Genomic DNA, 24954 nt, shown 5'->3' with positions numbered 1-24954 from the left:
CGGGCTCACCAGAGCCTGTGGGAGCGGTGTGTGGCGCCCAGCTTGTCGCCGATGCGGGAGACGATTCCGGCCGCGGACAGGTCGGCCGCGAGCTTGCAGGCCGCGCTGATCCCTTCGGCCCTGGACGAGCCGTGGGCGATGACGACGGTGCCGTTCAGGCCGAGCAGCACCGCGCCCCCGTACGCCTCGGGGTCGAGGCGGCGGCGCAGCTCGCGGATGCGGGAGCGCTGCATGGCGGCGCCCAGCCTGGCCAGCCTGCTCTCGCTGACGACCTCCCTGAGCTCGGAGAACGCGAAGCGGACCGCGCCTTCCATGGTCTTCAGCGCCACGTTCCCGGTGAACCCGTCGGTCGTGATCACGTCGGCCTTGCCGGTCAGCAGGTCATGGCCCTCGACGTTGCCCGTGAAGTGAATGCCGGGGGAGGCCAGGAGGAGCTCGTGGGCGCGTTTGACGAGCTTGTTGCCCTTCTCGGCCTCACTGCCGATCGTGAGCAGGCCGACCCTGGGCGTCTCGATGCCGTACGCCAGCTCGGCGAAGGCCGTCCCCAGATGGGCGAACTGCACCAGCATCTCCGGCTTGGCCTCGGCGTTCGCGCCCGCGTCGATGAGCAGGGTGGGCTTGGGGAGGGTGGGGATGGCGACCGCTATGGCCGGTCTGAGCACGCCTTGCTGGCCTTTGAGGCGGAGCCTGCCGGTGGCCACGATCCCCGCCGTGGAGCCCGCTGACACGACGGCGGCGGCGTCGCCGCGGCGTACGAGGTGGCAGGCGACGGCGATGCTGGAGCGGGGCCGGCGCAGGCTGGCCAGCGCGCCCTCGTCCATGGCCAGGGCCTCCTCGGCCCGTACGATCGGGACTTCCTTGGTGGCGTCGTGGTCGGCGAGCGCCTCGTAGAGCACGCGAGGGGAGCCGACGAGCACGACTTTGAGGCCGCGCTCCCGCACGGCATGCACCGCTCCCGCCACGATCGCGTGTGGTGCGTGGTCGCCGCCCATGGCATCGAGCGCGATGGGCCTGCTGTCGGACAATGATCACCTCGTACGGCATCGAGCCCGCCGCCACGGCATGGCCGGGACGCGGGCTCGGGGGTATGTCCGCATCGTAGGCAAGGCAGTAGCCAGGTTAACCGGCGGGTAGGCCCTGTTGGTTCCCCGCACGCCCCTTCCACTCCCACTATGCGGCACACCGCCCGATTCGTCGCGCCGGCGGCTTCGAGGTCAGTGGAGGTTCCAGTCGTCCATCCCGCGCGACACGATCACCTTGGAGAACTTGGACGACCCTGTGACCCGGATCAACGGCCCGTCCGCTCCCGACCCGCCCGTCACGTTGCGCTTGCCGAACATCGAGCTGCCCTCGTCGATCACATGGGCGTTGCCGGGAACGCGCACGATCATCTTGCTGAACCACGCGTTCGTCTCGATGGTGATCTCGCGTCCGGGCAGCACCGCGTCCGACAGGTCGATGATGAGGGCACCGAACCGGGCGGACAGCCGGGTGTTGCGGGACGCCACCCACCGCCCCTTGCGGACGATCTTGCTGAACTTCGAGTCGATGACCTGCTGTTCGATGGCGGTGGGCACGTTAGAAGCGGACACCTCGGGCAGATCCCGGGTGAGGGGGACGAGCTCGCTCATGGTCTTCGCCGTGTAGGCGACGTCCAGGCGGTCGGCGTGCTCGACGCTGGTGAGTCTTCCTGTCGCGAGCGCCTCGGCCAGGACCGCGGCCACGCGGTCTCGGTCGGCGTCTGAGGCGCGCAAGTCCGGATCGTGGGTCACGAAAAATCAGTGTATGCCGAATCGCGATATGTCGCGAGTGCCCGCAAACCTGAAGGAAAACTTGGAGACCAGTGGAACCGGTGATGCCGCTGGCCGCGTCCGGGTATTAAGAACCGTAGACGCACGACAGGGTCGTGAGGTTTACACCCGATCGAACAAAAAAGATGGGAAAGGCCTAGTGATCTTGAACCAAGCAGGCACGCGACGCTTCAAGGCGTACACGTCCAAGCACCTTGACGAGCTCCTGAAGCGTGCGGGGCTCGGCGACGAGGACCGGCTGAAGGTCCGCGCCGTCGCCACAGTGCTGCCGTTCCGGACCAACGCCTACGTCGTCGATGAACTCATAGATTGGTCGGCCGCGCCCGACGACCCCATCTACCGGCTTGTCTTCCCGCAGGAGGACATGCTGCCCGCTGCGGACGTCGCCAGGTTGGCAGACCTGCTCAAGGCCGAGGCGCCGAACGCCGAGATCCAGGCCGAGGCGAACCGAGTACGAGCGCAGCTCAACCCGCACCCCGCAGGCCAGAAGGAGCTCAACGTCCCGAAGATCGGTGACGAGCCGGTGCCTGGCATGCAGCACAAATATCCAGAGACCGTGCTGATCTTCCCCAAACAGGGGCAGACCTGTCACGCGTACTGCACGTACTGCTTCCGGTGGGCGCAGTTCGTCGGTGACGCGGACCTGAAGTTCGCCTCCGACGACATCGACCAGATGGTGGCCTACATTCGCCGGCATCCTGAGGTCACGAGCGTCCTGATCACCGGCGGTGACGCGATGATCATGGGCGAGCCCGTCATCAGACGATATATCGAGCCATTGCTGGATCTGGAGCAACTGGAGTCGATCAGGATCGGCACCAAGGCGCTGGCCTACTGGCCGCAGCGCTTCACCACCGACCCTGACGCCGACGCCACGCTCGGGCTGTTCGAGGAGGTGGTGAACGCGGGCAAGAACCTCGCGTTCATGGCCCACTTCACGCACCCGCGCGAGCTGGAGTCGCCACTGGTCGAGTCGGCGGTCAAGCGCATCCTCGGCAGCGGGGCCACGATCAGGACCCAGGCGCCGCTGATCAGGTCCATCAACGACGACCCCGCCGTGTGGTCCCACATGTGGCGGCGGCAGCTGCGGATGGGGTTGATCCCTTATTACATGTTCGTCGAGCGTGACACCGGGCCTCAGGACTACTTCGCGGTGCCGCTGGCGCGCGCGTACGAGATCTTCAGGGACGCGTACTCGAGTGTCTCCGGGCTCTGCCGCACGGTCCGCGGTCCGTCGATGTCGGCCACGCCGGGCAAGGTGTGCGTCGACGGTGTGACCGAGATCGCGGGGGAGCAGGTGTTCATGCTCCACTTCATCCAGGCGCGCGACCCGTCGCTGGTCGGGCGGCCGTTCTTCGCGCGCTACGACCCGTCGGCGGTGTGGCTGACGGACCTGCGCCCGGCCTTCGCCGACCGTTTTCCGTTCGAGCCGGCGGGCGCCCTGCTGCCCGCCTGACCGCTCCCGCGTCCACCGCGACCGCGACCGAGAAATCCGTGCCCCCGGCCCGTGACATTTGTTTTCGTCATCCCTTGTTCACGGGCCGCGGGGCACATGAATTTTCCGGCTCAAGGTCGCATGTACGGGTCCGAGCTCGCGCGCCCGCGGTGCCGAACCCGAGCGCGTGCAATATCAGAAACAAGACCCTCCTATTTCCCGTTTTGTCTCCCGCTCAACGCTCCCCCTCCACTCGGTAACCGGCCTGCAAACCCCAGTTACATGGGCATTCATGCGCCTGCGGCCGATCACAGCCAGTGATAGAACTGCTCGCGTAGCTCAGCCGTGACGGCACGCATCATGTGGTGCCCATAGCGCGCCCGCCGCGGCATTCGGAGGTTATCGATTCGCATTTCCACCTCATTAGAGCGCGATCGATCACGAGCCGGGAAGGCAACCATGAATCGACTAGTCAAGACGGCGGCCGCCGTCACAGCATTCGGCTTGGCGGCGGCTTTGGCCGTGCCAGCTCAAGCGGAAGTTCAATACGACACCGCCAGGCACGAGGGCTCGGGCGGGGGCACCACTGCGGGAATCCCGGTCGACGGCCTGCTGGGCGGCGTCGTCGGCGGGAGCCTGCTGAACGGCCTGCTGGGCGACGCCGCCCAGGTCAGGTCCGGTGCTCGCCCCGCGGGCCGGATGTCGGAGGCCGAGCTGGACGCCGCACAGGCGAACCGGCAGCAGCGCGTCACCGCGCCGAACGCGGCCGAGGACATCACACTCCACGGCGGTCCGCTGCCCGAGCTGTCGCCGATCACGAGCGGGCTCCCGCTCGGCGGAGGGGGCCTGACCGAGTCCCTGCCCGTACCGGCCCTGCCGGGCGCGGCACGGCTGGCGCAGCCCGCCGCGCCCTCAGTCAAGGCCGGCAAGCGCGGCAAGGGTCAGGCCGTGACCGGGGGCACGAGCCGGCGCGGCGCCTACGACGCGCTGACGGGCCTGCTCCGCACGTCCACCGGGGACGTGACGAACAAGGTCGGCAGCACCGCTCTCACCGGGGATGTGATGAACAAGCCCGGCAGCACCGCTTTGCTGCCGGGCGCGGGCTCCAGCGTCACGGACCTCAGCCGTACCGCCGCCAAGACCATGAACAGCGCCACCAAGGGCGTCGCCTCCCTGTCGGCCGAGAGCGTCGTGACCGGCCTCAGCGACGCGGCCAAGCGCGCGCTGCCACACGTCAGGAGCGGCCGCCTGTCGCCGATGCTCGGGCAGGTCGCGCCCGCCGAGGTGGCGCCGGTCGTCGAGGCGCTGCCCGGCGCCACACAGGCCGCCTCCATGGACGGGGTCAACCCGCTCGTCGAGGACGCCACCGGCTTCGTATCCACCAACGGAACCAAGGCCACCAGCACGTACAGCGATGTGCTGGTGGCGCTTGGATGGACCACCGACGCGCTGACGAGCTCGGTGCGGGACTCCTGGATTCGCGACTAGAACGCGATGCAGGCGCCAGAGCGGCGGCTCGCTGAGAGCCGGTGTGACGGTTCGCGGGTGTCCTAGGTGCCGACACCCGGGGACCGGCCGGGCCGGCTACGACGCGGCCCCGTTCACGCGCCCCAGCTGTTCCCTGACGACATCTTTTCCCTTTCCCGGGATCCAGCGCCGACGTCGGCGTCCGGCTGTATGGCGGTCCGCACGGCGATGTGCGTCCGTGCACGGCGGTCGGAACGGCCTGTCCGGGGTCATCTGCACGGTGGCCGGCACGGTGATCTGTCCGGGGTCATCTGCACGGTGGCCGGCACGGTGATCTGTCCAGGGCCATCTGCACGGTGGTCCGCGCGTGTCCGTTGGTGCCAGTCTGCGCGCGTCCATCCTGGTGAGGCAGGCTTGACGCGGCAGGTCTGTGCCGATGTGGGGCGTGGCGGTCCGAGTGCCGAAGGTCCGGTGCGGCAGGTCTGTGCCGTTGCCGGGACGCGGCGGTCCGTGTGCCGTTCGTCCTGGTGCTGGAAGCCCGGTGCCGCCGTTCCGGTGCGGCAGGTCGGCGGGGCCGATTGGGAGATGTCGTCGCACTGACGCGGCAGGCCGACGGGCGCTCACAGGTGCCGGACGCCCGAGGCACTGACGCGCGTGGGTTGCGAGACCCCGCGAAAGCGGATGGTCTCCATGACGGGCCTGGGCGGACGCGCCCGCGCCCTGGCTCGTGCACTGCGCCGCTTACTGCAGGGCGGCGGCGCCGCACGAGCCCCGCCGCCGGCCCCGGTCTTGTTGGGGTCGGCGGCCTTTTTGCTGAGCTTGTCGAGTGTGGTGCAGCGCCGTGCGTGCTCGCCGCCGCTTTCAAAACCCCCATCTTGTACGGCTGCGCACGGTGGGCGCCACCCGCCGCACGTGGCTGAGGGCCTCCAGGGTGACGCTCGCTGACCCGCACATGGCCGGTCGCCGTCACGCCGCCTTCTTGACGACCCGCTCCCTCAATCCGGCTACGGCAGGCGGACGCCGGTGCGGCGGGCTATCTGGGCCTGCAGTCTGGCCATCTGCCAGTGCAGCTCCAGTAGTTGCTCGGCGAGCTGCGTCCGGGGGATCTCGGACACGTCCTCGGTGGCCAGGTGGTCGATCGCGGTCGAAAGCTCCACCATCGCGCGCTCCCACTCCATCAGCGACCCTCGGATCGAATTGACGTTCGAATCCTATCGGAACGCCAGGCTCCCTGTCAGTCATTTGTCACAGTGGTCGCCCTGTGTTTCGCACAAGAGATCGAACTGCCGGGAGATCGTACTTCGGCTGAGGCCCCTGGGAGTTCAGGTCCTCGGCGGCGTCGGGTGAGTGAGGCAGAGGCGTCCGGCCCCCTTGGTGGCGTGGGACGTGGTGCGGGGTGGTGGTTCTCGCGTACCGGGCGGCGTCGGACTGGGCGCGGGGTCGTGGCAGTCACCTACCCGGCGGAGTCGGACCGGGTGCGAGGTGTGGCGCACACGTACCGGGGGCGTCGGAGCGGTGTGTGGGTGGCTGGGTGCAGGTTTCCCGGCGCGTCGGGCGTGGCTGCCGGGCTCTGGCTCGTGCGTGCCGAGGTGACGACGCCCCGGGAAGGGCGCTGGTGGAGGACGCCGGAGGGGCCGGGGTCAGCCCTTGTTGTAGGCGGCGATGACTTCCTTCGGGTCGCCGTCCATCTTGATCTTGCCCTTGTGCAGCCAGATGACGCGGTTGCAGGTCTCCTCGATGACCTTGAGGTCGTGGGCCACGAGGAAGACCGTGCCGGCGGACTCGCGGATCTGGCGGATGCGCTCCTCGCTCTTCTTGCGGAACTCGCGGTCGCCCGTCGCCAGGGCCTCGTCGATGAGGAGGACGTCGTGGGTCTTGGCCGAGGAGATGGCGAAGCGGAGGCGGGCGCCCATGCCGGAGGAGTAGGTGGACATGGGCAGCTGGACGAACTCGTCAATGCCGGAGAAGTCGACGATCTCCTGGTACTTCTCGCGAACCTCGGCAGGCGTCATGCCCATGGCGTAACAGCCGAGGATGATGTTGCGCTCGCCGGTCAGCTCGCGCATTAGAGCCGCGTTGACGCCGAGCAGCGAGGGCTGGCCGTCGGTGTAGACGGCGCCCTCGTGCGGGGGGAGGAGGCCCGCGATGGCCCGCAGCAGCGTGGACTTGCCCGAGCCGTTGCGGCCCACGATGCCGATGGCGTCGCCGTGGTAGGCCACGAACGTGACGCCCTTGACCGCGTGGACCTCTTTCATCTGCGGCCGGCCCTGGCGCTTGAGGAGGCGCGTGAGGGCGTTGACCGCGTTGCCCTTCTCGGCGTCCGAGGCCGCGCCGTAGACGCGGTAGACGATGTGGAGGTCGTCGACGATGACGGTCGGAGTGCCCGTGGGGACGTCGAGCGGCGACTTGCCCTGGGGCTCCGGATTGGGATGCACTCTCACATCCTTGCCGGGGACGGCGGGCTTCTCGCCCTTCACCTGTGACAGCTCCTTGGTCAGTTCAGCCACGCCCGTACCTCTCCTCGGACCGCCAGAAGTACCAGAAGCCGAAGCCAAGCGCGAACACGGCCCAGAATACGCAAGACACCAACACCATCGTCGGGGGGTGGTGGCCGAGCTTCGTATTGTGGCTCGAGATGAGGATCTCCCGCATCCATTCGATGAAGGAAGCGGTGGGGTTGAGATACATCACGTCGGCGACCCACTGGGGCAGCTTGGCGGAGGACACCACCTTGTCCTGGATGGAGAAGAAGACGCCTGAGGCGTAGAGCCAGAAGCGGGTGATGAACGGCAGCAACTGGTTGAGATCGCGCATCTGGGCGCCGAGCCGGGCGACGACCAGGCCGACACCCACGTTGAACATCGTCTGGAGCAGCAGCACCACCGGGACCATGAGCCAGAACCAGGTGGGCCATTCACCGGTGATCGTGACGATGACGAGGAGCACGCCCATGGAGATGGCGAGCTGCTGCAGCTCCTGGATCGCGTAGGCAAGCGGCAGGGACGCCCTGGGGAAGTGCAGGGCCCGGATCATCGAGAGGTTGCCCGAGATCGACTTGGCGCCGGTGGTGACGGTCCGCTGCGTGTAGGTGAAGACGAACATCCCGGTCAGCAGGAAGGCCGGGTAGTTCTGGATGCCGTTCTTGCCGCCCAGGATGACGCCGAACATCACGTAGTAGATCGCCGCGTTCAGCAGGGGGGTCAGCACCTGCCACAGCTGGCCGAGGGCCGAGCTGGAGTACTTCGAGACGTTGCGCGACGTCGCGTACGTGAGGATGAAGTGTCGCCGCTCCCACAGCAGGCGCAGGTAGACACCGAACCTCGGCCGCGCGATGGCACGGCGAAGCCCGTATCTCTGGGCGAGCTTGGCCAGCGGCTCCTGCCCGCTTCGGCCGCCCGCCTGGGCGTCCGCGACAGCGGATTCCGGCTGGCTCATGGCAAGGACTCTATTGGATCCAGGTCAGTGGGGTGCCTGTCACACGGGTTGGCGACAGTCAGTTGGACGGAGTCTTACGACGCCGGGTTCCCAAGGTGCCGTCAAGACCTGCTCAACCGTAGCCCAGCGGGCCGGGGTGTGGTGGGAAGGGCGCGACCACTCTCCTGTAGGGGGTAATTTTCATCGACTGTTCACGTCCAGGCCGGGCCAGTTACAGGGTGTTTGTACGGTTTAATGCTTCTTGCGATGAATGTCTGTGACGCTGGATTGGCGCACGTGTGACCGAACTGCAACGCGCCAGAGACTCCCTGGTGGCAAGTAGTAAGGGATAGTCGCGAACGACTGGCAGGGCGTCGGCTGGTTTGACCATGTCAGCCAAACCCGGGGGGATACCAGGACCCCCCGTCAGGCTGCTCACGATCACCGCAGCTCAGCGCTTACGCCCACCTGTAGAGGGAGGAATTCTTTCACCATGCGTGTTACTAAGGGCGCACAGATCGTCGCCGGTACCGCGCTGCTCGCCCTCGCGGTTGCCGCGTGTGGCGGCGGTGCCTCTGACAGTGGCGGCACTGCCGCGGGCGGCGGCGAAACGCCGGTCCGCATGGAAATCGGTGAGCCCCAGGAGCTCCTGAACCCCCAGAACACGACGGAGACCGAGGGGTCCGAGGTCCTCGCCGCGGTGTTCTCGCCGCTTGTGCGCTACGACGAGAACAAGCAGCCAGTCGAGGAGGCTGCCGAGTCGATCAGCACGTCGGACAGCAAGGTCTGGACGATCAAGCTCAAGTCCGGCTACACGTGGCACGACGGCACGCCGGTGACCGCCGCGGACTACGCCCGCGCGTGGAACTACGCCGCCTACCAGGACAACGCCATGGCCTCGTCCTACTTCTTCGGCCGCGTCGACGGCTACGCCGACGTGCACCCGGGTGAGGGCAAGACGCCGACGGCCAAGGAGATGAAGGGCCTCAAGGTCGTCGACGACCTCACGCTCGAGGTCACGCTCACGGCGCCGTTCTCGCAGTTCAAGACGATGCTCGGTTACACCGCCTTCTACCCGCTGCCGAAGTCGGCCTTCGGCCCCGACGGCAAGGTGACCCAGGCCTACGGCGAGCAGCCGGTCGGCCAGGGCGCGTTCAAGGTGGACAAGCCCTACAAGAAGGGCACCGACCAGACCATCGACATGACGGTCTACGACAAGTTCCCGGGTCCGAAACCGAAGAACTGGAAGAAGCTCCAGTTCAAGATCTACACCAGCGCCGAGACCGCGTACAACGACCTTCAGGCCGAGAACCTCGATGTCGACGACTCGCTGCCGGCCTCGGCGATCGCCAGCGCCAAGGCCGCGCTGGGCGACCGCTACTTCGACGAGCCCGACGCCGCGGTCGGCTACATCGGCGTGCCGCTGAAGTACAACCCGGACTTCAAGAACCCGGACGTCCGCAAGGCCATCTCGCTGGCCATCGACAGGAAGACCATCACCGAGACGGTCTTCTCCGGTACCCGCGCGCCCGCCGACGACTTCATCAACCCGGCCATCCCCGGCTACCGCCAGGGTGCCTGCGCCGCGTGCACGTACAACCCGGCCGAGGCCAAGAAGCTGTACGACGCGGCCAAGGGCCCCAAGACCATCGAGCTGGGCTACAACGCCGACGGTGGCCACAAGGAGTGGATCGAGGCGGTCGCCAACAACCTCCGCGCCAACCTGGGCATCGAGGTCACGCCGAAGCCGTTCGAGAAGTTCCAGGGCATCCTGGACGCCTTGGACGCCAAGGAGTACAAGGGCCTGTTCCGTATGGGCTGGTCCATCGACTACCCGTCGGCCGAGAACTACCTGACCCCGATCTTCGGCACCGGCTCCATCGGCACCGGCTCCAACTACGGTGGCTACTCCAACAAGGAGTTCGACGACCTGGTGGCCAAGGGTGACCAGGCCGCCGACCCCGCCGAGGGACTGAAGTTCTACCAGCAGGCGGACGACATCCTGGTCAAGGACCTTCCGTACATCCCGGTTTACTTCTACCGGAGCAACTTCGGGCACTCCACCAAGGTCAAGAATGTCAAGCTCAACCTGCTCAACCAGGTTCAATGGGCGGACATAGAGAAGGCCTGACGTCATTCGCGAGTGGGCGGCTCTTGCCGCCCACTCGCCGGAGGGCTGAGCTTGGAGGCAGCCACCCGAGCCGGGTGAACCACGGGCTCCGGGGGGCTGCCTCCAAGCTATGTACCGGAGGGCTTCAATGGGCCGTTATGTCATCAGGCGTCTGATCCAGGCGATACCCGTCCTGCTCGGCGCCACCCTACTCATCTTCATGATCGTCTTCGCGCTGCCTGGGGATCCCATCGCGGCGCTCTTCGGAGACAAGCGTCCGGACCCCGCGGTGGCCGAGGTCCTGCGCGAGCAGTATCACCTCAACGATCCGCTGCTGCTGCAGTACTGGTACTACATCAGCGGCGTGCTCTTCCGCGGCGACTTCGGTGTGAACTTCGCCGACGTGCCAGTGTCCCAGATCATGGCCGGCAAGTTCCAGGTCACCCTGAACCTCGCCCTGACCGCCCTCGTCATGGAGGCGATCATCGGCGTCGGCCTCGGACTGTGGGCGGCGCTGCGCCGCGGCAAGGCCACCGACACCATGATCCTCGCCTCCACGCTGCTGCTCATCTCGGTGCCCACGCTGGTGACCGGCTTCGTGCTGCAGCTCATTCTCGGCGTGAAGCTCAAGCAGTGGACCGGGGCGGACATCTTCCCCGTCGCGGGCACGTTCGCGGGCTGGCGCAGCTACCTGCTGCCCGGCTTCGTGCTCGCGGGAACGTCGATCGCTTACCTGACCAGGCTCACCAGAACCAGCCTGGCGGAGACGCTGAGAGCGGACTACATCCGCACGGCCACGGCCAAGGGCCTGCCGAGACGCCGCGTCATCGGCAGACATGGGTTGCGTAACGCACTGATCCCGCTGGTCACCTATCTGGGCGCCGACCTCGGCAACCTGATGGGCGGCGCGGTGATCACCGAGACGATCTTCAACCTGCCGGGGATCGGGAATCAGCTCTACACCAGCGTCTACTTGCGAGAACAACCAGTTGTCGTGGGTATCGTGACGATCCTGGTGCTGATTTACATCCTGGCCAACCTGGTCGTCGACTTGTTGTACGCCGTGCTCGACCCGAGGATCCGCTATGAGTAACCCAACCCCGCCGGTGGGGCCCGGACTCCCGGAGACGCAGACCATGGTCACCGACACGGTGACCGCCCCGGCACCGGCACGACATGCCAAGAAGGCCAAGGAGGGCAAGCCGGCCAGCCTGTGGAGCGACGCCTGGTATGACCTCAGGCGGCGGCCGATGTTCATCATCTCGGTGATCATCATCCTGATCCTGCTGGTCATGTCGTTCTTGCCGTCGCTGTTCACCTCGATCGACCCGTACAGCGCCAGGACCTGTGATCTGTCCACGGCCAGGCACGTGCCCGGCGCCGGCCACCTGTTCGGCAAGGACAACCTGGGCTGCGACGTCTACGCCAGGACGATCTACGGTGCGCGCAACTCGATCTTGATCGGCGTGTTCACCACGATCATCACCACGATCATCGGCGGCCTGCTCGGCATCGTGGCGGGCTACCGCAGCGGCGTGGTCGACACGGTGTCGTCGCGGGTCACCGAGATCTTCTTCGCCATCCCCCCGATCCTCGGCGCGCTGCTCATCGCGGCCACGTTCCGCGGCAAGTTCAACAGCATCCTGCTGGTCATCATCGCGCTGGCGGTGCTCGGCTGGCCGATGACGTTCCGCATCATGAGAGCGGCCGTGATCACCGCGAAGAACCAGGACTTCGTGGTCGCGGCCAGGGCGCTGGGCGCGGGCTCGGGCCGGATCATGTTCCGCCACCTGCTGCCCAACTCGCTGGCCCCGGTCATCGTCGTGGCCACGATCAACCTCGGCGGCTTCATCGCGGCCGAGGCGGCATTGTCGTTCCTGGGCGTCGGCGTGCAGTCGCCGCAAATCTCCTGGGGCCTCATGATCGCCGACGCGCGAAGCAGGTTCCTGGAGGCGCCACTGCCGCTGGTGTTCCCGGCCGTGTTCCTCTGCGTCACGGTGCTCGCGTTCATCATGATGGGCGACGCCGTACGCGACGCCCTCGACCCGAAGCTCAGGTAGAAGGGGGGATCAAGTGAAGAAGACGTCAACGGATGTGTTGCCCGCCGAGGGAGGGCTGGGCGACGAGCCGCTGCTCGCGGTCGACAACCTGCACGTGGAGTTCCACACGCGTGCGGGGATCGTGCGCGCGGTCAACGGCGTGAGCTACTCGGTCGCCCCCGGCGAGACGCTCGCCGTGCTGGGCGAGTCGGGTTCGGGCAAGTCCGTGACCGCGCAGGCGATCATGGGCATCCTGGACATGCCGCCGGCGGTCATCCCCAAGGGGGAGATCCGCTTCAGGGGCACCGACCTGCTCAAGCTCTCGGAGGAGGCGCGCACGCAGGTGCGCGGCCAGCGCATCGCGATGATCTTCCAGGACGCGCTCTCCGCGCTCAACCCGGTGTTCACCGTGGGCTGGCAGATCAGCGAGATGTTCCGGGTGCACCGGGGCATGTCCAAGGGCGACGCCATGAAGAAGGCCGTCGAGCTGATGGACCGGGTGCGCATCCCGGCGGCCAGGCAGCGCGTGAACGACTATCCGCACCAGTTCTCCGGGGGCATGCGGCAGCGCATCATGATCGCGATGTCGATCGCGCTGGACCCCGAGGTGCTGATCGCGGACGAGCCGACCACGGCGCTCGACGTGACCGTCCAGGCGCAGATCATGGAGCTGCTGGCCGAGCTGCAGCGCGAGAGCCAGATGGGCCTGATCCTGATCACGCACGACCTCGGCGTCGTGGCCGACGTGGCCGACAAGATCGCCGTCATGTACGCGGGGCGCATCGTGGAGAACGCCCCCGTGCACGACATCTACAAGGGGCCCGCCCACCCGTACACGAAGGGCCTTCTCGAGTCGATCCCCCGGGTCGACCACAAGGGCCAGGACCTGTACGCGATCAAGGGCCTGCCGCCCAACCTGCTCGACCTGCCGACCGGTTGCGCGTTTCATCCCCGGTGCCCGTACCGGCAGGACGACTGCGTGACCGACGTCCCCCCGCTCCACGAGATCAGCGGCACCAGAGGCAGCGCGTGCCACTACTGGAGGGAGGTCCTCGATGGCGATCGGTGAGCGCATCCTCGAGGTTCGGGACCTGGTCAAGCACTTCCCGCTGACCCAGGGCATCGTCTTCAAGCGGCAGATCGGTGCGATCAAGGCCGTCGACGGCGTGTCGTTCGACCTGCACAGGGGCGAGACGCTGGGCATCGTGGGCGAGTCGGGCTGCGGCAAGTCCACGCTCGCCAAGGTGCTGATGGCGCTGGAGCGGCCCACCTCCGGCTCGGTGAAGATCAACGGCCGCGACATCGGCAAGGCCAAGGGCGGCGAGCTCAAGCGGATGCGCCGCAACATCCAGATGGTGATGCAGGACCCGTACACCTCGCTGAACCCCCGGATGACCGTCGGCGACATCATCGGCGAGCCGTACGAGATCCACACCGAGGTGGCGCCCCGGGGCGGCCGTCGCAAGAAGGTGCAGGAGCTGCTGGAGGTGGTGGGGCTCAACCCCGACCACATCAACCGCTACCCGCACCAGTTCTCCGGAGGGCAGCGGCAGCGCATCGGCATCGCCCGAGGGCTGGCGCTCCAGCCGGAGATCATCGTCTGTGACGAGCCGGTGTCCGCCCTGGACGTGTCCATCCAGGCGCAGGTGATCAACCTGCTCGAGCGGCTGCAGAACGAGTTCAACCTGGCGTACATCTTCATCGCCCATGACCTGTCGGTGGTGCGGCACATCTCCGACCGGGTGGGCGTGATGTACCTCGGCAAGTTCGTGGAGCTCGGTAAGGACACGGAGATCTACGACCGGCCGGCGCATCCGTACACGCAGGCACTGCTGTCGGCGGTGCCGGTGCCGGACCCGGAGGGGCGGGAGCAGCGGGAGCGGATCATCCTCCAGGGCGACCCGCCGTCCCCGGCCAACCCGCCGTCGGGGTGCCGCTTCCGTACTCGGTGCTGGAAGGCGCAGGGGATCTGCGCCGAGGAGGAGCCGCTGCTGCAGGTGCGGCCGGGCACCGGGCACGAGAGCGCCTGCCACTTCGCGGAGACGCACGACGTGGTGCACGTGGGCTGACGCCCTGCGTACCAAGGCCCTCCGAGGAGCTCTCCTCGGAGGGCCTTCGCGTCACGCGGTGGCGATCAGGGCGGAGCCGTGGCCGAAGAGGCCCTGGTTGACGGCGAGGCCGACGCGGGCGTCCGCAATCTGGCGCGGCCCCGCCCCGCCCCGCAGCTGGAGGGTGAGCTCGCAGAGCTGGGCGATCGCCTGGGCGGGGATCGCCTCGCCGAAGGAGGCCAATCCGCCCGAGGGGTTGACCGGGATCCGGCCGCCCAGGCCCGTCTCCCCGTCGTGCAGGAGCTTGGCCGACTCGCCGCGCGGGCACAGACCGACGTCCTCCATCCAGTCCAGCTCCAGTGCCGTGGAAAGGTCGTACACCTCCGCCAGAGAGACGTCCTCCGGCCCGACCCCCGCCTCTTCGTACGCCGCGTGCGCGATCGCCGCTCTGAAGGGCCTCTCAGGGGCGGGTACGGCGGCGCTGGAGTCGCTGGCGAAGTTCGGCAGCTCCAGGATCGTGTTGGGGAAGGTCGGGGTGACGGTGGACACGGCGGCCACGCGTACCGAGGCGGACAGGCCCCGCCGCCGGGCGTAGGACTCGGAGGCCAGGACCACCGCCGCGCCTCCGTCCGAGGTGGCGCAGATGTCCATGAGGTGCAGCGGGTCGGCGACCATGGGGGAGGCCAGCACCTCCTCGGCGGTGACGGGCTTGCGGTAGCGGGCCATGGGGTTGAGCGATCCGGCCAGCGAGTTCTTGACCTTGACGGCGGCGAAGTCGGCCGGGGTCGAGCCGTACAGGGCCATGCGCCTGCGGGCGTAAAGGGCGAAATAGGCGGGGTTCGTGGCGCCCAGCAGCCGGAAGCGTTGCCAGTCCGGGTCGTCCGGACGGTCCCCGCCGACCGGCTTGAAGAAGCCCTTCGGAGTCGAGTCCGCTCCCACCACGAGCGCCACGTCGCACAGGCCCGCCAGGATGCGCGTGCGGGCGATGTCCACGGCCTGGGCGCCCGAGGCGCAGGCCGCGTAGCAGGACGCGACCCTGGCACCCGACCAGCCCAGCGCCTGGGCGTACGAGGCTCCCGCGATGAAGCCCGGGTAGCCGTTCCTGATCGTGTCCGCCCCGACCACGAACTCCACATCGGTCCACGCCACCCCCGCGTCGCGCAGGGCCGCGCGGGCCGCCGCCACCCCGTACTCCAGGAAGGGCCGGCCCCACTTCCCCCACGGATGCATCCCGACGCCCAGCACCACCACGCTCATGAGGCCCGCTCCCACATCCACACCAGCGGCCCGTCGGCCAGCGGTCCCGAGGTGAGCTCCAGCTCCATGCCCACCTCGAGCTCCGCCGCCGTGAGGCCCTTGACCTGCCCGAGCACCACGATCCCCACCTGGTCGAGCTCCACCGCGGCCAGCGTCACCGGCACGTACGGCTCCGCCGCGACGTAGGGCGCCGGGGGCGGGTAACAGGCGTTCGTGTACGACCACACCCTCCCGCGACGTGGAAGCCGGATCTCCTCCATCGACGTCTCCTCGCAGCGCGGATTGGGGCAGAGGCCGCTACGGGGTGGGAAGCAGACCGTCCCGCAGGTGGCGCACCTGGCGCCCAGGAGGAAGACGCCGTCTTCGTCGATGGCGAACCAGCCCTCGATCGCAAACGTCATAGTCCGCAGTATCGCACAAGCGCTTGCTAGGTTGGGAAGGTCGTCTTCGTGGATCACTTGCGGCGCTTGCGGTGGCGCACCATCACGCGCGCCGACATCGCCGCCACCAGCATCACCATGCCCGCCACCACCGGCCACCTGGAAACAGGCGGTGGCCCATCGCCGAAGTACGGCCCCGGCCGGGCGGGGGGCGGTGCGGGCACGTCCAGGCGGTCGGCCTGCCGCAGGGCGAGCAGCGCGTCGGCCACCCCGTGCCCGTAGGCCGGGCTGTGGCCGTCCGCGGGCCGTTTCCGGGTGCCGAGCTCGATGGCCATCCGCACGTGGTATGGCGACATGTCCGGATGTGCCGCCTTGATCAGGGCCGCGATGCCCGCCACCATGGCCGCCGCCGAGCTGGTGCCGTCGCTCACCACGTACGAGTCGTCCCCGTCGGCCGTGACGATCTCCGTACCGGGGGCTACCACCGAGAGGTAGTCCTGGCGGTTGGAGAACCCCGCCACGCGCAGCGATCGGTCCACCGCCCCCACGGCGATCACCCCGGGGTAGGCGGCGGGGAAGTTCATCCTGTTGGCCGTTTCGCCGTCGTTGCCCGACGAGGCCACCAGCACCGCCCCCTTGGCGATCGCGTACTGGACGGCCTCCTCCTCCGATGCTGAGCCCTCCCAGGCGCCGCTGCCGCCGCCCAGCGACATGCTGATCACGTCGGCGCCGTGGTCGACCGCGTACCGGATGCCCTTGGCCAGCGCGTCGCGCCCGCCGGAGCGCTGCTGCACACGCAGCGGGTCGCCGTTCTCCAGCGTGACCCTGATGGACAGCACCTTGGCCGCGGGGGCCACCCCGATGACGCCGCCCCTGCGCTCGTCGCCGTGACCGCGCCCGGCGATCAGGCTGGCCATGGCGGTCCCGTGCCGCCCCCAGAGCCCTTTGGCGGCGCCGGTCAGGTCGGGGCCCTGGATCACGGCCCCCTGCAGGTCGGGGTGGCGGCCGTTCACGCCGGTGTCGAGCACGGCCACGACCACGCCCTCGCCCTTGCTCGACCGCCACGCCTCGGGCAGCCGCATCGCGGCGAGCTGCCACTGCCCGGCCCGCGCCATCTCTCCCACGTGGTCGAAGCCGACGTCGTCGGAGGCGCTCGCCGGGGCCACCCCGACCACCAGGGCGGCCACCAGGGCGGGGACGATGAGCCGGCTCATCGGGTCAACGCCCGGAGCAGCGCCGTCGCGATCTGCCGCGCGGCGTCGCGCAGCCGCGGCACGAGGCGGTCACCCGGCTGGTACGGTCTGCCGTCGGCGTATCCCGCGGCCGTCGCCACCATGTAGTGCTCGTAGGACCCGACGACCATCCCGGTGAAGTACTGCCGCTCGCCGAACCGCTCCGCGGGCCCCTCGGGAAAGGCCACCGGCCGCACGGTCGCGGGCCGCCCCGTGCGGGAAGAGCCTGACCAGGCCCTGTCGAGCACGGCGATGCCCACGGTGGCGACGAACGTCTGCGTGCTGTCGGCGTACGTGGCGCGCAGGGCCACGCGGCAGCCGCGTAATACGGCGGCGGGCTGGAACGCCGTCCGGCAGGGGGCTTCGGGCGCGACCCCGGCAAGCACGTACGTGATCCGTGCCCCCGACGGGCTCACGCCGGGCACGGTCTCGGGGAAGATCTGCGCCACCGGCCACGCGCGCCAGCGCTCTGACACGGGCGGCTCCGGTAGTGGCCAGATCACGGAAAGTATGGAGAGCAGCACAACGGACAGTTGGAACACGTCGACCTCGAGCGGGAGATCTCGAGCGGGAGGGGAGGATGCCCGCGCGTGCATTCTGACACGTGACTGGAGGTCATTTGGTGAACAGACCGATACGCGGAGTAATTCCGATCTGCGAAGTTCGACCTAAGGGGTAGGGGAAAGTCGGACATGCGCTCCAGGTGGGAGCCCCAGCCGCTGCGCCGCGTCACCGGAATTGACCGCGATCGCGACCAGTCCCGCCGAGTCCGCGAACGCCACCAGCTCCCCGGGCGGCACCGCCGCGAACGTCTCCCGGTACGGCAGCGCGAGCTGCCGCCGGCCCAGCCATACCCCGAGCGTGTCGCCCACCCGCACGCCGAGCGCCTGCAGGTCGCCGGCCGCGATCGAGAGCTGGGTGTTGCCGTAGCGGTCGACCGAGACCACCTCGCCCTCCACCGAGCCGTCGCGCAGCAGCGAGGTCGGCTCGGGCAACGAGACCAGCCGGCCGACCGGCACCTCGGGCCCCAGGTCGGAAGTTCGCAGCCCGGCGGACAGCCGCCCCGCGACCGGCGAGAACACGTCGCGCCCGTGGAAGGTGGGGGAGACCGGACGCAGGAAGTGCGCGTCGTTGCTGATCTCGTACGCGGCCTCGGCGCCGCCGCTGGCGCGCACCGCCCACGACAGCAGCCCGTTGTCGGGGCCGATGAACACCCGGCCGCCCGCCTCGACGGCCACCGCGCGCCTGGCGCCGCCCGCGCTGGGATCGACCGCGCCGATGTGGATGCCCTGGGGGAGGTAGGGGATGGTCTGGGCGAGAATCGCCGCACCACGCCGTACGTCTCCCGCGGGGACCAGGTGACACACGTCGATCACCCGCGCCTCAGGGGCGATCCCGGCGATCACTCCATGACACGCCGCCACATAGCCGTCTTCGAGCCCATAGTCGGTGAGGAGTGTGATGACTGAGGTCACATTTCGTGACTGTACGTCTCTCAATCCGCCGTGAACAGCCGCACTCGGCACATTACGATGAGGACGGGCCGCCTGCGCGCATCGGCCCACGCCCTTTCGAGGAGGACACCATGGGAGCACCGCTCAGCGGTGACAATGCTGCCCAGGAACCGTCCGGCCAACCACTCTCAGAACGCGATATCGAACTCCTCGCCTTCGAGCGCCAGTGGTGGCGCTACGCGGGTGCGAAGGAGCACGCCATCAAGGAGAGCTTCGGGTTCTCCGCCACGCGCTATTACCAGTTGCTCGGTGAGTTGATCGACAGGCCGGAGGCACTCGAGCACGATCCCATGCTGGTCAAGAGGCTGCGCAGGTTACGATCCACCCGCCAGCGTGACCGTGCGGCCAGAAGGCTCGGCATGCGTCCCTGACCGGCTGGGTACGGCAGCCGCGTGAGGAACATCCCTGGAATGGAAGCGATCTTGAAGGATCCGGCCGGCGCCGTGATCGGACTCGATTTCGACGGGACCCTGTCGCCGATCGTGCCCGACCCCGCCAAGGCCGTGATCCACCCGAAGGCCCCCGAGGTGCTCGCCGAACTGGGCGCCCACGTCCTGGCGGTGGCCATTGTGACCGGCAGGCCGCCGGCCACCGCTCTGGAGCTCGGGCCCGGCCTGGCCGACGTGCCCGGGCTGGTCGTGCTCGGGCACTACGGCTTCGAGCGCTGGGAGAACGGCCGGATCTCCGGGCCCCCGCCCCCTCCGGGCGTGCTCCGGGCCGAGGCGGAGCTGCCGCTGCTGCTCGACGCGCTCGGCCTGGAGGGCGTGGTCGTCGAGGACAAGGGCCGGGCCGTGGCCGTGCACACCAGGCGCAGTCCCGACCCCGAGGGCGCGCTGGCCAGGCTGCGCGAGCCGCTGGCCAAGCTGGCCGAGAAGCACGGCCTGGTGGTCGAGCCCGGGCGTTTCGTGCTGGAGCTGCGGCCGCCCGGCATGGACAAGGGGCAGGCGCTCAGCCTGTTCCTGGCCGAGCGGGCCGCCAGGTCCGTCATGTTCGTCGGCGACGATCTGGGCGACCTGGCCGCGTTCGGGGCCGTACGCGCCTCCGGGCTGCCCGGCGTGACCGTGTGCAGCGGCTCCGCCGAGGTCACCGCCCTGGCGGAGCAGGCCGACATCGTGGTGGACGGGCCCGACGGAGTCGTGGCGCTGCTGCAAGAACTTGCGTCGGCTTTCAGCCGTTCGTGATTGGTTTGCAAGTCTCGCTGCCTAGGGTCGAGCGCATGTCCAAGCGATACCTCGCCGCCGCGGCCGTGGCCGCTGCCACCCTCCTCGCCGTCTCCATGCCCGCGAACGCCGCGCCCGGTCAGGCTCTCAAGCTGCGTAACGGCCTGACCCTCTACATCCCCATCAAGTGGCGGGTCTACGGCATGGGCACCGACGCGGTCCAGATCGTGACCGGCAAGTGCGCGAAGCCGCAGGGGTGGGGCACGCCCGAGTGCGACGCCTTCTACGTCTTCGGCCCCAAGTACATCAAGCACGGCCGCGAGTGGTTCAGCCCCTACACCGGCAAGGACCCGTTCTACACGGCGAGCGACGTACAGCCCTGCCCGGTCAACAAGAAGTGGGGCGAAAGGATCGGCCCCAAGGTCACGAGGGGCCTGCGCCAGGTCGGGGCGGGGCACAAGGCCGCCTACAACGCGTGGCAGTCCACCTGCGCCAGCTACTCCAGCACGAAGGTGCTGGCCCGCTTCACGCAGCGCGAGTGGTACCTGCCGAAGAGCAAGATCCTGGTCGTCGACCAGTGGAACACGCCGGGGCTGGCGGACACGCTCGAGAACGCCGACTGGAGCTGAGAACCGCCCTAGATCTCGGCGAGGGCGTCGAGCTGGGCCGCGAGCCACTTCTGCGGCGGCAGGGCGGTGGCCGCCGCGTGCAGCTTGTCGCGGCGCATCCGGCGCTCGTCCTCGGGCATGACGAGCGCCTGGTGCAGCGCGGCGGCCGTGCCGCTGATGTCGTACGGGTTCACCACGAGGGCGTGCGGGCCCAGCTCGGCCGCCGCACCCGCCTCGCGTGAGAGCACCAGCGCGCAGCGCGGCGACAGGACCGGGCCCTCCTTGGCGACCAGGTTCATCCCGTCGCGGATGGGGTTGACCAGCAGCACGTCGGCCATCCGGTACGCGGCCAGAGAGCGCGGGTAGTCGTCGTTGACGTTGAGGATCAGTGGGTCCCAGTCCTCGGTGGCGTACTCGTCCTCGATCTCCTGGGCGCAGCGCTGCACCGACGCGGTGTACTCGCGATATTCGGGCAGGTCGTGCCGGCTCGGGTACGCGAAGGCCAGATGCACCACCTTCCCGTGCCACTCGGGGTGCGCGTCGAGGAACTCGCGGTAGGCCACCAGGCCGCGCACGATGTTCTTCGACAGCTCGGTGCGGTCGATGCGGACGATCAGCCGCCGGTCGCCCACCTGCTCCCTGAGCGCGGCCATGTGCGACTCGACGTCGGGCTCGCAGGCCCGCTCCCACAGCGCCTCGCCGTCCACGCCCAGGCTGTGGACGCCGATGCGGGTGGTCCTGCCCTCGTAGGTGACGCTGCGGCCGGCGCGGTCGGCCTCCGCGCCCAGCAGCGCCTCACAGCAGTCCATGAACGCCTGCGCCCACCGGTCGGTGAGGAACCCGGCGTGATCGGCGCCCAGGATGCCCTCCAGGACCTCTCCGACCACTTCGTCGGGCAGCAGCGAGAAGTATTCGGGCGGCGCCCACGGGGTGTGGCTGAAGTGGGCGATGCGCAGGTCGGGCCGCTCGGCGCGGAGCATCGCCGGGGTAAGCGTCAGGTGGTAGTCCTGCACCATCACGCGGGCGCCGTGGCCGGCCTCCTCGGCCAGCGCCAGCGCGAAGGCTCCGTTGTAGTCGCGGTAGGACTCCCACTCGCGCTCGAACCTCGTGCCGAAGTTGGGCGCGTTGGGGATGTCGTAGAGCAGGTGGTTGACGAACCACAGGGTCGAGTTGGCCACGGCGTTGTAGGCCCGGTGGAAGACGGCGGGCGGGATGTCGAGCATGCGCAGCGGGCCGGTGTCGTAGCCGGCGTGGTCGATCCTGCCGCCGGGCGCCAGGCGAACGGCACTGCGGTCGCCGTCGGACAGCGCCGCGCACACCCACAGGACGCCCTCTTTCTTGGCCACCCCGGACAGCCCTGACACCAGGCCGCCGCCACCGCGCTTCATGGTCAGCTCACCGTCGTCGGACACGGTGAACGAGACCGGTCCTCTGTTGGAGGCCACCAGGACGCTGTTCATCTACGCTCCCTTCGCCCATAGGATCCCAGCTATGGCGCTTGATGAGCTAACCGAGGAACTCGCCCGCTCCGCCGCTGCAGGAGATCATCGCGCACTTGGCGAGCTTCTGGCGCGAATCGAGCCCGATGTGATGCGTCACTGCGCCCGGATCCTGCCCTACCACCAGGACGCCGAGGAGGCCTCGCAGGACACGTTGCTGGCCGTGGCGCGCAACATCGGGCGGTTCGAGGGCCGGGCGAGATTCAGCACCTGGCTCCACATCGTGACGGCCAACTGCGCGCGCACCACGTACAGGTCGCTCAAGCGCAGGGCGGCCGAGCAGAGCTCCGACGAGCTGCCCATGCAGAAGCCCGACGTGCGGCGGGTGAGCGTGATCGCCGGCTCGCGGCTCGACCTGCTCGACGCCATGGAGGCGCTGGAGGCCGACAAGCCCGACCTGGCACAGGCGTTGGTGCTGCGCGACATCGTCCAGCTCGACTACAGCGAGGTGGCCGAGCAGCTCGGCATCCCGCTCGGCACCGCCAAGTCGCGCATTCACCAGGCGCGCAAATACGTGCAGGGAGTGCTGGGTGAGGACTACCGTTGAGACGGCACGTCTCACGTTCTGAGACGAGTGGCCATTTCGGCCCCCTGGGCAGGTAGAGTCCATTTCAACAACTGAATATTGCTCATCCAGAGGGGTGGAGGGACCGGCCCTACGAAGCCCCGGCAACCCTCCCGGCTTGAGGCTCGCGACCTGGCGAGGCCGACCGGGACAAGGTGCCAATTCCGGTCTGCGGTCAAGGTGGCCGCAGGCGAAGATGAGGGAAGGCCTCGCTTCATGTCGCTTGACTTTGGTCCTGCTGTCGGTCTGTCCTGCCGCGAATGCGGTACGCGTTACCCCCTCGGTCCCAGCTTCGCGTGTCTGGAGTGTTTCGGGCCGCTCGAAGCGGCCTATTCCTTCGGCACCGTGACCCGGGCGGACATCGAGTCGGGTCCCGCCAACATCTGGCGTTACCGGTCGTTGCTCCCCGTTCCTGTCGACGTCGCCAGTAAACCCAACATGAACCCGGGATGGACCAAACTGGTCAAGGCCGGAAACCTTGGGCGCGCACTCGGCCTCAAGTCCCTGTACGTCAAGGACGACTCGGGCAACCCCACTCATTCATTCAAGGACCGCGTGGTGGCGATCGCCGTCGAGGCGGCGCGTAACTTCGGCTTCCACACGCTTTCCTGCTCCTCCACCGGCAATCTCGCGGGTGCGGTCACCGCCGCGGCGGCGCGGGCCGGGCTCGAGGCGTGCGTGTTCATCCCGGCCAATCTCGAGACGGCGAAGATCGCCATGGCCCGGGTGTTCGGCGGCAAGCTGATCGGCATTGACGGCACGTACGACGAGGTCAACAGGTTCTGCTCCGAACTGATCGGCGACCCGCTGGGCGACAAGTGGGGATTCGTCAACGTCAACCTGCGGCCCTACTACGCCGAGGGCTCCAAGACGCTCGCGTACGAGATCGCCGAGCAGCTCGGGTGGCGGCTGCCGGAGCAGATCGTCATCCCCATCGCCTCGGGCTCGCAGCTCACCAAGATTGACAAGGGCTTCCGGGAGCTGGTCCAGCTGGGCCTGGTCGAGGACACGCCGTACAAGATCTTCGGAGCCCAGGCGGCCGGATGCTCGCCGGTCTCCACCGCGTACAAGGCCGGGCATGACGTCGTGCAGCCGGTCAAGCCCGACACCATCGCCAAGTCGCTGGCCATCGGCAACCCGGCTGACGGGCCTTACGTGCTGGACATCGCCCGGCGCACCGGAGGTGCCGTCGAGGACGTCACCGACGCCGAGATCGTGGCCGCGATCAAGCTCCTGGCCTCGACCGAGGGCGTCTTCGCCGAGACCGCGGGCGGGGTTACCGTGGGTGTGCTGAAGAAGCTGGCCGAGAGTGGGCGGCTCGATCCCGAGGCCGAGACCGTGGTGCTCAACACGGGCGACGGACTCAAGACGCTCGACGCGATCAGCGACGACGCCAAGCCCACGGCCGTGATCCGGCCCTCCCTCGACGCGTTCCGCGCGGCTGTCTGACAACCAGGAAAGGCGAGTTTAACCATGAGCGTTACTGTGCGGATTCCCACCATTCTGCGCACGTACACCGGGGGCAACGCGGAAGTCAGTGGCGAGGGCGCGACTCTTCGTGACGTCCTCGCCAAGCTCGACTCCGACTACCCGGGGATCGGCGCGAGAATTCTGGATGAATCGGGCAAGATTCGGCGTTTCGTCAACGTTTACGTTGGGGAAGAGGATGTCCGTTTCGTCGACGGGCTCGACACTCCAGCACCTGAGGGCACTCAGATCTCTATCATCCCGGCAGTCGCCGGCGGCTGAGTGCCATAGATCACAGTGTTGAAGGCGCCCCTAGTGGGCGCCTTCTGCTTTTCCAGGCCAAATGAACCTTTCAACGACCTTCGATGCGAAGAAATGCGAGGTTTGTGGATTGACTCTGTTGCCAAACCCCGTGCCACAGGTATGGTCGAGGGCGATCGTCTGGCTGATTTTCCGTTAAGTCAGGTGATTACGGGTCTCGCGGAGGAATGGGCGAGATCTGTGGGCCCAGTAAGAGGAGTCGGAAGTGGCGCAGGGCACCGTCAAGTGGTTCAACGCGGACAAGGGCTACGGCTTCATCGCGGTAGACGGTGGTAAGGATGTATTCGTCCATTACTCAGCGATCCTGATGGACGGGTACAGAGCTCTCGAACAGGGGCAGAGAGTCGAGTTCGAGATCACGCAGGGCCAGAAGGGTCCCCAAGCAGAGGCCGTTCGCGCGGTCTGATACGCCCCCGCTGGTATGCACCGGCAGGATCGCGCGGCAGCGCAGTCCGTGCGAACCTGCCACCTTTCTTTCGTCGACTCGGGTGCGGCGAGCCGCATGGGGTGGCTCGCCGCACCGTCATGTGGACTGCATGTTCGCCGCCGCCTTCCCTCGTCGCTCTGGTCGCTTCGCTCCCGCCGCTCCTCAGTCCAGGCGTCGGCGCTCCCTCACGTGTCCATGGC

25 protein-coding genes and 1 riboswitch are annotated in these 24954 nt (G+C 68.2%); of the genes, 14 read left to right on the top strand and 11 right to left on the bottom strand.

Translation table 11 applies throughout. The features are described from left to right. Positions 1-5: 5 nt before the first annotated feature. Both plsX and AB0J09_RS10450 read right to left on the bottom strand, forming a co-directional pair. Complete coding sequence (plsX, locus tag AB0J09_RS10455) at positions 6-1025, bottom strand: phosphate acyltransferase PlsX (protein ID WP_360688326.1); 1020 nt, start codon at positions 1023-1025, stop codon at positions 6-8. 189 nt (positions 1026-1214) lie between these two features. Next, positions 1215-1772: a DUF1707 domain-containing protein gene (locus tag AB0J09_RS10450; RefSeq protein WP_360688323.1), complete on the bottom strand. Its 558-nt coding sequence runs from the start codon at positions 1770-1772 to the stop codon at positions 1215-1217. A gap of 178 nt (positions 1773-1950) precedes the next feature. Between AB0J09_RS10450 and AB0J09_RS10445 the strand changes: the two genes are divergently transcribed. Both AB0J09_RS10445 and AB0J09_RS10440 read left to right on the top strand, forming a co-directional pair. Further along, a complete protein-coding gene (locus tag AB0J09_RS10445) occupies positions 1951-3267 on the top strand; it encodes a lysine 2,3-aminomutase (RefSeq protein ID WP_360688320.1) in 1317 nt (438 codons plus the stop codon). A 438-nt stretch (positions 3268-3705) separates the two neighbouring features. Beyond that, a complete protein-coding gene (locus tag AB0J09_RS10440; RefSeq protein WP_360688317.1) occupies positions 3706-4734 on the top strand; it encodes a hypothetical protein in 1029 nt (342 codons plus the stop codon). A gap of 983 nt (positions 4735-5717) precedes the next feature. Here AB0J09_RS10440 and AB0J09_RS10435 read toward each other — a convergent pair. The 3 genes from AB0J09_RS10435 to AB0J09_RS10425 form a co-directional block, all read right to left on the bottom strand. Beyond that, a complete protein-coding gene (locus AB0J09_RS10435) occupies positions 5718-5873 on the bottom strand; it encodes a hypothetical protein (RefSeq protein WP_360688314.1) in 156 nt (51 codons plus the stop codon). Between the two features lie 480 nt (positions 5874-6353). Beyond that, complete coding sequence (locus tag AB0J09_RS10430; RefSeq protein ID WP_360688311.1) at positions 6354-7220, bottom strand: ABC transporter ATP-binding protein; 867 nt, start codon at positions 7218-7220, stop codon at positions 6354-6356. After that, a complete protein-coding gene (locus AB0J09_RS10425; protein WP_360688309.1) occupies positions 7213-8148 on the bottom strand; it encodes an ABC transporter permease in 936 nt (311 codons plus the stop codon). The genes AB0J09_RS10430 and AB0J09_RS10425 overlap by 8 nt, the downstream gene beginning before the upstream one ends. A 472-nt stretch (positions 8149-8620) precedes the next feature. On the opposite strand from AB0J09_RS10425, the gene AB0J09_RS10420 reads away from it, so the two are divergent. The 5 genes from AB0J09_RS10420 to AB0J09_RS10400 all read left to right on the top strand — a co-directional run bounded on the left by AB0J09_RS10420 (position 8621) and on the right by AB0J09_RS10400 (position 14345). Then, on the top strand, positions 8621-10258 hold the full coding sequence (locus AB0J09_RS10420) for an ABC transporter substrate-binding protein (RefSeq protein ID WP_360688306.1): 1638 nt from the start codon (positions 8621-8623) through the stop codon (positions 10256-10258). 127 nt (positions 10259-10385) lie between these two features. Next, positions 10386-11330 (top strand): ABC transporter permease, encoded by a 945-nt coding sequence (locus tag AB0J09_RS10415; protein WP_360688303.1) that lies wholly within the window; start codon positions 10386-10388, stop codon positions 11328-11330. Next, complete coding sequence (locus AB0J09_RS10410) at positions 11323-12297, top strand: ABC transporter permease (RefSeq protein WP_360688300.1); 975 nt, start codon at positions 11323-11325, stop codon at positions 12295-12297. Before AB0J09_RS10415 ends, AB0J09_RS10410 begins: the two co-directional genes overlap by 8 nt. Before the next feature lie 13 nt (positions 12298-12310). Further along, positions 12311-13345, top strand: coding sequence for an ABC transporter ATP-binding protein (locus AB0J09_RS10405; protein ID WP_360688297.1), 1035 nt, complete (start codon positions 12311-12313; stop codon positions 13343-13345). Then, positions 13332-14345, top strand: coding sequence for a dipeptide ABC transporter ATP-binding protein (locus tag AB0J09_RS10400; RefSeq protein WP_360688294.1), 1014 nt, complete (start codon positions 13332-13334; stop codon positions 14343-14345). The genes AB0J09_RS10405 and AB0J09_RS10400 overlap by 14 nt, the downstream gene beginning before the upstream one ends. Positions 14346-14396: 51 nt before the next feature. On the opposite strand, the gene AB0J09_RS10395 is transcribed toward AB0J09_RS10400, so the two are convergent. From AB0J09_RS10395 to AB0J09_RS10375, 5 genes are all read right to left on the bottom strand, one after another. Beyond that, positions 14397-15581, bottom strand: coding sequence for a lipid-transfer protein (locus AB0J09_RS10395; protein ID WP_360688291.1), 1185 nt, complete (start codon positions 15579-15581; stop codon positions 14397-14399). Then, positions 15578-15982, bottom strand: coding sequence for an OB-fold domain-containing protein (locus tag AB0J09_RS10390; protein WP_360688288.1), 405 nt, complete (start codon positions 15980-15982; stop codon positions 15578-15580). Before AB0J09_RS10390 ends, AB0J09_RS10395 begins: the two co-directional genes overlap by 4 nt. Positions 15983-16035: 53 nt before the next feature. Next, positions 16036-17175, bottom strand: a complete 1140-nt coding sequence (locus tag AB0J09_RS10385) for a S8 family serine peptidase (protein ID WP_360688285.1) — start codon at positions 17173-17175, stop codon at positions 16036-16038. Then, positions 17172-17669: a hypothetical protein gene (locus AB0J09_RS10380; protein WP_360688282.1), complete on the bottom strand. Its 498-nt coding sequence runs from the start codon at positions 17667-17669 to the stop codon at positions 17172-17174. Before AB0J09_RS10380 ends, AB0J09_RS10385 begins: the two co-directional genes overlap by 4 nt. Before the next feature lie 192 nt (positions 17670-17861). Continuing rightward, positions 17862-18668, bottom strand: coding sequence for an SAM-dependent chlorinase/fluorinase (locus tag AB0J09_RS10375; RefSeq protein ID WP_360688279.1), 807 nt, complete (start codon positions 18666-18668; stop codon positions 17862-17864). A gap of 110 nt (positions 18669-18778) precedes the next feature. Here AB0J09_RS10375 and AB0J09_RS10370 point away from each other — a divergent pair, with 110 nt between their 5' ends. Genes AB0J09_RS10370 through AB0J09_RS10360 form a run of 3 tightly spaced genes read left to right on the top strand, consistent with a single transcriptional unit; the run spans position 18779 to position 20496 of the window. Continuing rightward, a complete protein-coding gene (locus AB0J09_RS10370; protein WP_360688276.1) occupies positions 18779-19078 on the top strand; it encodes a DUF3263 domain-containing protein in 300 nt (99 codons plus the stop codon). 39 nt (positions 19079-19117) lie between these two features. Continuing rightward, a complete protein-coding gene (otsB, locus tag AB0J09_RS10365) occupies positions 19118-19888 on the top strand; it encodes a trehalose-phosphatase (RefSeq protein ID WP_360688273.1) in 771 nt (256 codons plus the stop codon). Positions 19889-19923: 35 nt separating this feature from the next. Then, positions 19924-20496 (top strand): hypothetical protein, encoded by a 573-nt coding sequence (locus AB0J09_RS10360; RefSeq protein WP_360688270.1) that lies wholly within the window; start codon positions 19924-19926, stop codon positions 20494-20496. Between the two features lie 8 nt (positions 20497-20504). Here AB0J09_RS10360 and AB0J09_RS10355 read toward each other — a convergent pair whose 3' ends face one another. Continuing rightward, on the bottom strand, positions 20505-21935 hold the full coding sequence (locus AB0J09_RS10355) for a trehalose-6-phosphate synthase (protein ID WP_360688267.1): 1431 nt from the start codon (positions 21933-21935) through the stop codon (positions 20505-20507). A gap of 31 nt (positions 21936-21966) precedes the next feature. On the opposite strand from AB0J09_RS10355, the gene AB0J09_RS10350 reads away from it, so the two are divergent. The 4 genes from AB0J09_RS10350 to AB0J09_RS10335 all read left to right on the top strand — a co-directional run bounded on the left by AB0J09_RS10350 (position 21967) and on the right by AB0J09_RS10335 (position 24733). Then, entirely contained in the window at positions 21967-22521 is a 555-nt protein-coding gene (locus AB0J09_RS10350) for an RNA polymerase sigma factor (protein ID WP_360688264.1), read from the top strand. A 79-nt stretch (positions 22522-22600) separates the two neighbouring features. Beyond that, positions 22601-22742, top strand: a riboswitch (SAM riboswitch). 13 nt (positions 22743-22755) lie between these two features. Next, the gene (gene thrC / locus AB0J09_RS10345; RefSeq protein ID WP_360688261.1) at positions 22756-23988 is read left to right on the top strand and encodes a threonine synthase; all 1233 of its coding nucleotides are present in this window, start codon (positions 22756-22758) and stop codon (positions 23986-23988) included. A gap of 24 nt (positions 23989-24012) precedes the next feature. Then, positions 24013-24288, top strand: a complete 276-nt coding sequence (locus AB0J09_RS10340; protein ID WP_360688258.1) for a MoaD/ThiS family protein — start codon at positions 24013-24015, stop codon at positions 24286-24288. Positions 24289-24532: 244 nt separating this feature from the next. After that, entirely contained in the window at positions 24533-24733 is a 201-nt protein-coding gene (locus tag AB0J09_RS10335) for a cold-shock protein (RefSeq protein WP_238503559.1), read from the top strand. The last annotated feature ends 221 nt before the right edge of the window (positions 24734-24954 follow it).

It is taken from the genome of Nonomuraea sp. NPDC049784 (genome assembly GCF_040659615.1).
In the GTDB taxonomy this organism is placed as follows: Bacteria; Actinomycetota; Actinomycetes; order Streptosporangiales; family Streptosporangiaceae; genus Nonomuraea.
Note: the sequence above shows the minus strand (reverse complement) of the source record. Positions and strands in the feature narration are given on the sequence as shown.

Coding starts and splice junctions, on each gene's coding strand:
- AB0J09_RS10440 (WP_360688317.1), top strand. CDS start 3,706: ATGAATCGACTAGTCAAGACGGCGGCCGCCGTCACAGCATTCGGCTTG.
- AB0J09_RS10435 (WP_360688314.1), bottom strand. CDS start 5,873: ATGGTGGAGCTTTCGACCGCGATCGACCACCTGGCCACCGAGGACGTG.
- AB0J09_RS10425 (WP_360688309.1), bottom strand. CDS start 8,148: ATGAGCCAGCCGGAATCCGCTGTCGCGGACGCCCAGGCGGGCGGCCGA.
- AB0J09_RS10420 (WP_360688306.1), top strand. CDS start 8,621: ATGCGTGTTACTAAGGGCGCACAGATCGTCGCCGGTACCGCGCTGCTC.
- AB0J09_RS10415 (WP_360688303.1), top strand. CDS start 10,386: ATGGGCCGTTATGTCATCAGGCGTCTGATCCAGGCGATACCCGTCCTG.
- AB0J09_RS10410 (WP_360688300.1), top strand. CDS start 11,323: ATGAGTAACCCAACCCCGCCGGTGGGGCCCGGACTCCCGGAGACGCAG.
- AB0J09_RS10400 (WP_360688294.1), top strand. CDS start 13,332: ATGGCGATCGGTGAGCGCATCCTCGAGGTTCGGGACCTGGTCAAGCAC.
- AB0J09_RS10395 (WP_360688291.1), bottom strand. CDS start 15,581: ATGAGCGTGGTGGTGCTGGGCGTCGGGATGCATCCGTGGGGGAAGTGG.
- AB0J09_RS10390 (WP_360688288.1), bottom strand. CDS start 15,982: ATGACGTTTGCGATCGAGGGCTGGTTCGCCATCGACGAAGACGGCGTC.
- AB0J09_RS10385 (WP_360688285.1), bottom strand. CDS start 17,175: ATGAGCCGGCTCATCGTCCCCGCCCTGGTGGCCGCCCTGGTGGTCGGG.
- AB0J09_RS10370 (WP_360688276.1), top strand. CDS start 18,779: ATGGGAGCACCGCTCAGCGGTGACAATGCTGCCCAGGAACCGTCCGGC.
- otsB (WP_360688273.1), top strand. CDS start 19,118: ATGGAAGCGATCTTGAAGGATCCGGCCGGCGCCGTGATCGGACTCGAT.
- AB0J09_RS10360 (WP_360688270.1), top strand. CDS start 19,924: ATGTCCAAGCGATACCTCGCCGCCGCGGCCGTGGCCGCTGCCACCCTC.
- AB0J09_RS10355 (WP_360688267.1), bottom strand. CDS start 21,935: ATGAACAGCGTCCTGGTGGCCTCCAACAGAGGACCGGTCTCGTTCACC.
- AB0J09_RS10350 (WP_360688264.1), top strand. CDS start 21,967: ATGGCGCTTGATGAGCTAACCGAGGAACTCGCCCGCTCCGCCGCTGCA.
- thrC (WP_360688261.1), top strand. CDS start 22,756: ATGTCGCTTGACTTTGGTCCTGCTGTCGGTCTGTCCTGCCGCGAATGC.
- AB0J09_RS10340 (WP_360688258.1), top strand. CDS start 24,013: ATGAGCGTTACTGTGCGGATTCCCACCATTCTGCGCACGTACACCGGG.